Source organism: Glaciecola petra, from assembly GCF_031846345.1.
Lineage (GTDB): Bacteria > Pseudomonadota > Gammaproteobacteria > Enterobacterales > Alteromonadaceae > Glaciecola > Glaciecola petra.
The window spans coordinates 1-2,257 of sequence record NZ_JAVRHX010000012.1 but is presented as its reverse complement, the minus strand read 5'-3'; the positions used below and the strand labels follow the sequence as shown (position 1 = coordinate 2,257).

Sequence of the window (2,257 nt, the reverse complement as noted above, 5' to 3'; positions counted from 1 at the left end):
TTTTGCCAAGAGCGGCCAAAACCGGTTATGGAAAGTGTTATGTTTCACGCGGAATCATCGAGCATGTTTAAATATTTAGACCTTTTTGATAGCGAAGTTATCAAGTGCCTAGGTGATTATCTCGACTTTGAATTACTAAATATTGATAAAAATACAGACTGGATAACACTATCTCCAAACTATTCTACAGAAATAATTGCTGGGGAAGGTTCCGGTGGTGTTTATGTAGCCTATGGAGAAAGGGAAATCGAAAAACGTTCAATATTATTTATTTCATCTGAAGGTCAAGCAGGAAAACTTGGTAACGATCTAACTGAATTTGTTTCTATGATTATCGAAATACCATATTGGTTCGACTTACTTAAATTTTCAGGTGGTGGTCAACTTTCAGAAATGAGAAAAACAGCACAGTTCATGTTTGCTGAATATAATGAAGAGTATCCTGATTACAATAAGGCTAAGTCTATTCTAAAAGAGAAATTGGACCTTGCCCATATTTCAGACCCAATTGCATTACTTCATTCTTGTATTCAAAATTCTGACTGTGAGGTGCTTGCTAGTGATGGTTGGAAGTACGAGTCGTTGTTCAACACATTTGTTTCATCTGACAACAAGGCGTGGAAGTGAAACATAACAAAGAAATTGAAGCGGACATCGCCAAGAACGGGCAACGCCGCTTAATTTGGTGTTATACATCCTAATGAATTTGAGATACTGGCGTTTAATAAGAAAGTTGTCATTAGCTTACATATTAGTAGTAGCTACTCTGTTCATTGCAAGTCTGTTTGTGTTAGGTTTCGGTGAGGATGGGGTGACAAAAAGTAACTACGTAGGTTGCTATAATCACGACGCTCTTTTGGCTGAGTTTAAGTGCTCGGGATTTGTAGGGGCTGATATACTTGCGTTTGGCCTCACTTATCCTTTATGGTACTTATACATGCCTTTTTTTATAGTTGTGAGACCTGTATTGGCTTTTGCTTTCGCAGCTATGTTGTTCTTTCCAGTTATGTTTATTGTTTCTAGTACAAAGGTTGCTCGAGCAAATGTATAACAAAAACTTGAAGCGGACAAAAATAAAGAACAATTTTCGCCGCTTAAGTTGGTGTTATACGTCTGGTCAACTATGAGTACTGAACAAGAACAAAGTGAAGCGAAACAATTGGCTTCAGAACTTTTAAAAAGTAACGATGATTATTTAGAAAAAATTCTCCGTTTGACATATTTAGGTAATGTCATTCATGGACAATGTTGGGATACTGAATTTCATGTTTTTGGAGTAATAACATCGGATACAGACCACTTACCACTAAAGAAAGTTCGACGATACTGTAGCGATGAATTTTTGGTAAAGTCAAATATTGAAACTGAAAGCGTGATTTTATTTTATAAAGCTGATGTCGTCTTAGCCTGTAATCAAATAATTGAGAAGTATGGCAACGTATAACAAACGATTGAAGTCGGATAAAAACAAGAGCGGTTTTTACCGCTTAATCGGGTGTTATGTATTTGGAGGATGAAGATTTGAAGATTAAGCACTTTTTCGTTAGTGGTTTGCTGGTAGTCGGTGCGTTAGCTTTGTTTAGTAAAGTTAGTGTTGAGCCCACTCCATCGGTTGTAAATCCAAGTTTACCCATAGAGAAAAAGGAAGCTGTTTTCATCCAAGCCGATAAGTTTAACTTTAAATGTGATGGCAGGCAGCATTGCAGCGAAATGACTTCACTAGAGGAAGCGAGATTTTTCCTGAAGCACTGCCCTGATACCAAAATGGATGGCGATAACGATGGAGAGCCATGTGAGAGGCAGTTTTAGCATCATACATAACAAAAGAATGAAGACGGATTTGTCAGAAAAGCGCTGCCAAACCGCTTATTCAAAGTGTTATGTTCTAAGGTGGAAAATTGGAATTACATAGGAATATTTTAGGTTGGGCATACCTCATTCTTGGTGGTTTGATTGCGTTTGTAATGCTAGCAACAACATTAAGAAATTTGGACACAATAAGCTCAGGTTCACCATTGACATTTTTAGTTAGTATATTGATTGGTGTTGCTTTTTTCTTGTCATCTTTCGCCGGATTTTTCTTACTGAAAGGGCGAGAGTGGGCGTACAAAATCTGCTTCATCACAGCATTTGTTTGGTTATTGTTTATCCCGATAGGTACAATTTTGGGATTATACTATTTTTGGTTCAATCATAAAAATGCCAGCAAATTATTGCAGTAGGCAAATCGAACATAACAAATCCATCAACCGGACAT

General features: G+C 37.2%; 3 protein-coding genes. All 3 read left to right on the top strand.

Annotated features, from left to right (window positions below):
* On the top strand, nt 1–627 hold a 627-nt coding region (locus RM552_RS17645; RefSeq protein WP_311370207.1), incomplete at its 5' end, for a hypothetical protein.
* 496 nt (nt 628–1,123) lie between these two features.
* Nucleotides 1,124–1,444, top strand: coding sequence for a hypothetical protein (locus tag RM552_RS17640; protein WP_311370206.1), 321 nt, complete (start codon nt 1,124–1,126; stop codon nt 1,442–1,444).
* 77 nt (nt 1,445–1,521) lie between these two features.
* Nucleotides 1,522–1,809, top strand: coding sequence for an excalibur calcium-binding domain-containing protein (locus RM552_RS17795; protein ID WP_311370205.1), 288 nt, complete (start codon nt 1,522–1,524; stop codon nt 1,807–1,809).
* Nucleotides 1,810–2,257 lie beyond the last annotated feature (448 nt).

Excerpts from the sequence above, each read along its gene's own strand:
- RM552_RS17640 (WP_311370206.1), top strand. The coding sequence starts at position 1,124 with ATGAGTACTGAACAAGAACAAAGTGAAGCGAAACAATTGGCTTCAGAA.